The organism is Kitasatospora sp. NPDC087861, assembly GCF_044742585.1.
In the GTDB taxonomy this organism is placed as follows: Bacteria; Actinomycetota; Actinomycetes; order Streptomycetales; family Streptomycetaceae; genus Kitasatospora.
Map to the genome: position 1 here is coordinate 1 of NZ_JBIUUS010000094.1, position 3552 is coordinate 3552.

At 66.1% G+C, this 3552-nt stretch carries 4 protein-coding genes and 2 pseudogenes; 4 read left to right on the plus strand and 2 right to left on the minus strand.

Going from position 1 to position 3552, the window contains the following annotated elements:
* Positions 1-148: 148 nt before the first annotated feature.
* From ACIOJE_RS41135 to ACIOJE_RS41145, 3 genes and pseudogenes are all read left to right on the plus strand, one after another.
* A pseudogene (locus tag ACIOJE_RS41135) lies at positions 149-466 on the plus strand (transposase); the annotation flags it as partial.
* 42 nt (positions 467-508) lie between these two features.
* Positions 509-874, plus strand: a complete 366-nt coding sequence (locus ACIOJE_RS41140; protein WP_348534211.1) for a transposase — start codon at positions 509-511, stop codon at positions 872-874.
* Between the two features lie 1242 nt (positions 875-2116).
* Positions 2117-2371 (plus strand): LuxR C-terminal-related transcriptional regulator, encoded by a 255-nt coding sequence (locus ACIOJE_RS41145; RefSeq protein WP_280686370.1) that lies wholly within the window; start codon positions 2117-2119, stop codon positions 2369-2371.
* 6 nt (positions 2372-2377) lie between these two features.
* Here the strand turns inward: ACIOJE_RS41145 and ACIOJE_RS41150 are convergent.
* Both ACIOJE_RS41150 and ACIOJE_RS41155 read right to left on the minus strand, forming a co-directional pair.
* Positions 2378-2626: pseudogene (locus tag ACIOJE_RS41150) on the minus strand (transposase family protein); the annotation flags it as partial.
* A gap of 69 nt (positions 2627-2695) precedes the next feature.
* A complete protein-coding gene (locus ACIOJE_RS41155; RefSeq protein WP_348534212.1) occupies positions 2696-2938 on the minus strand; it encodes a transposase in 243 nt (80 codons plus the stop codon).
* 1 nt (position 2939) lies between these two features.
* On the opposite strand from ACIOJE_RS41155, the gene ACIOJE_RS41160 reads away from it, so the two are divergent.
* Positions 2940-3552: hypothetical protein (locus tag ACIOJE_RS41160; RefSeq protein WP_400783806.1), on the plus strand; the 613-nt coding region annotated here is incomplete at its 3' end.

The window sequence follows — 3552 nt, forward strand, 5'->3', positions numbered from 1 at the left end:
GTACAACAGCGAGCGCCTCCACTCCGCCCTCGGCTACATGCCGCCCGACGAGTACGAGCAGGCGTACTGGACGGGACTGGAGCAACACCCGCAAGCCGCTTGATCACACGATCGCGGACTCCACGAAAGTCGGGGCAGCTCACGTCTCCTCGACGATGTCCTCTCGCACTGCCCCGAACTGACGGCCGTGCGTAACCACGTCCATGCCTTCGCCCGCATGATCTGCGACCGCACCGGCACCGACCTTCCCGCCTGGATCTCCGCGATCCGCGCCGACGACCTACCTCACCTGCATGCCTTCGCTGACGGACTCGAACGCGACCAGGACGCCGTCACCGCCGGCCTCACCCTGCCGTGGAGCAGCGGCCCGGTCGAAGGCCACGTCAACCGGATCAAGATGCTCAAACGGCAAATGTATGGACGCGCCGCATTACCACTCCTGCGCAAGCGCGTCCTACTCGCATGACGCTTCGTCACCGCATCACGAAAATCTTGGCTGAACCAGTCGATGAGGCCGTCGCCTGCCAGGACCTGGGGCAGGATCGGCTGCACCCCGGTCGTGCGGGTGCGCGGCCGGGGAGCCAGCCGGGTCTCCATGGCGGGACTGAGCTGCTACAAACCCGGTCAACGGTCCCGGATGTTCTACAGCTTCCATGTCTACCGTGGCCGCAAGGGCGAGAAGAAGGGCTTGACCTGGCAGGACTACCGGGACCTGCTCATCTGCGCGCACATCCAGCTGGGCGGCCCGATCGTGCTCATGTGGGACAACCTGCGCGCCCACCTGATGCCGCCGATGCAGGAGTTCATCGAGGCGAGCAGAGGCTGGCTGACTGTCTTCCAACTCCCTTCTTATGCACCGGACCTCAACCCGTAAGAGGGGATCTGGTCGCTGGTCAAGCGCACCATCGGCAACCTCGCCGCAGCCAACCTCGACCAGCTCGCCCGAGCCGTCAGGCGCAGCCTGAAGCAGATCCGGTACCGCCCCCACCTCATCGATGGATGCCTCACCACCACCGGCCAGATCATGGACGGTTGACCACCTTCAGACCGACATCACGACTTCAATTTCAGTACCAGGCGACACGTCATGACGGGGCAAACGGTGCCTGATGCGACTTCATATAGCAAAGGTGCCAAGGAACTTGCCAGTGCCCGTGCGTGCCATCGTCACCTCGGTCCGTGAGGCCTTCGTCAGCCCCGAAAGGGCTTAAATTCATACTTGCCGAAGTTATTTAATGCCTCCTAGACTCCGTGCAAGGATGAGGCTCATGGCACCCCGACGGTGCGGTGGCTGGCCCTGCAGGCCGCTGCCGCATCCCGAGACGCGGCGGAGTAGAACTTGCATTTATCGCTTCGGGTCAGCACCGATCGGGGGCTGACCCTGCCCCCAGACCTGGGGCAGGGTCTCCAAGGGGAGAAGCTGCGCCGACGCAGCGGGGCGGCGCGGCCCTGCGTTGTGGAGTTGGGCGTCATCATTCATGGCAGCAGTCGAAGTACCTCGTGGGTGTCGTCAGCTAGATGCGGCCACCGGCTGTCGGCCGGTAGTAGTGCGTGCACGGCTTCCGCCACCGCCTGGTCGCGGATGCGCCCGCGGGTGGTGGAGCGGGTCTTGATGTCACTGGGATTCGGCGCTTGTTCTGCCCGGTTCTGGGCTGTCCGCGGCCGACGCTCCGCGAGCAGATCCCCGGCCTGATCGATCGCTACCGGCGGTGCATACGCCGAATTGCCGACCAACTCGGCCAGGTGGTGAAGGAGTTGGCGGGCCGGGGGAGCGCCCGCCTCCCGTCGGCATGGCCGCGGCGGTCTCCCGTTCGACCGCCGTGCGGCTGCTGGTCGCCTCCGCCCTATCCATCCCGACTGCCTCCGGGGCAGAAGACGCGAGCCTCCTAGCGGGCTCGCCGCAGCATGTCCGAGATGACGCCTCATGCACTGCCTTGACATGATCCGACTCGGATACAAATACTCAAGATCGAACAGAAACAAACACGCGCAGACGGAAGTTTGCGGGCCGCGGGCCGCGAGGGGCAGTTCGCCCGCCGCCACGACGACCCTGGCCGCGGTCCGGCCCGACCTGCCAGATCATCGAGCGATCGCTTCCCATAACTAAGGGGATTCAATGCCAGCAGCACGACGCAGTACGGATGTTCAGCAGCCGACGGGACGAAGTTCCCACCTGGAGTCGCTCAGCAAGCGTGAGCTGGAGGTCCTGCACCTTGTCGCCGATGGGATGACGAACCGGAAGATAGGCAGCGAGCTGGGGATCACGGAGCGGACCGCCCGGGAGCACGTGGCCCGTATCCTCCTGAAGCTCGGCATCCAGTCGCGTGTCGAGGCGGCAGTGATCGCAACCAAATGGCAGCTGAAGCACTGAGCCTTTTCAGCGTTGCAGCTCCAGGGTGAGGACAGCTTTGGCCGCTGACGTCCGCCAGTTCGGGCTGCAGCGGGCGTGGCGGAAGATCCGCCAGCGTTTGAGGGTGGCTACATCGCGTTCGACGGGGTAGCGGAACCGGGCGTGGGCCCGGTTCAGCGATCTCTGTCCTGGGGTGAGCTCCTTGCCGGGCTTTCGCCTGATCGGCATGGCGAATGTCCCGCCCGCGCCAGTGTAGGCCAGGTCGGCCAGGGCCGGGATTGACAGCGGTCGTGACAAGCGGTTCTGATCCACTCTCTGTGGAGCGATGACTGGGCGTCACCCTGATCAGTCTGCGTGGAGGATCTGGAGGCGGAGGAGGTCGAAGCTGGCGCGGCCGTATCCGTCCCGTTTGATGCGGTTCACGTTGCCCTCGACGCGACCGGAGTTCCACTCCAGGGTGAGGCCGGCGGTGACGGCATCGAAGTCCTGGCGGAGGCCGCGGGCCAGGCTGCACAGGGGCTGGAAGCCGGTCGCCTCGGCCTGTTCGAGCCAGTCGGCGAGGTCCTGGCCCTGGCGCTCGGTCATCATCGTGGCGAAGGTACGGAACGCAGTCCGCGACACTGCCGAGTTCGGGGCAGCGGGCGAGCAGTTCCTTGAGTTTGAGGGTGCTGTTCTTGTCGAGCCGGTCCGGATGGCTGGTGATCAGCCGCGTCGCTCGGCGGACGGTCAGGTCCGGCGTGACGGCCGGGGCGGGCTTGCCGCTGGCGCGCAGGGACTGCAGGTGGCGGCGGACGGTGCGATCGCTGCCGCGATAGCCCATGGTGCGGATCTCGGTGCAGAGCCGGACGGCGTCCGTGCATCCCTCGTTCCAGCGTTGGTGCAGGTAGCCGAGGTAGGGCTGGACGCGGTTCCCGCGCTTGCCGGTGCCGGCGGGCAGATCCTCGGCGGTGGCCGCGTGGGCGTAGCGGAGGACCGTCTTGCGGTCCAGGCCCAGTGCCTCCGCGATAGCGGATATTCCAACTCCCTTGTCATACAGGGCATGCACTGCTGCGTGGCGCTCGCGGCGCTGGACGGCGCGCAGACCTTCTATCTCCACCGGGACCCGTTTCGCCGCCCGTGCCAGAGTCCACCGCTGGTCCTCCCAGCCGTGGGCCAGCGGACCACGCTCCAACTCCCGCTCCAACCGCGCGATCTGGGCATCG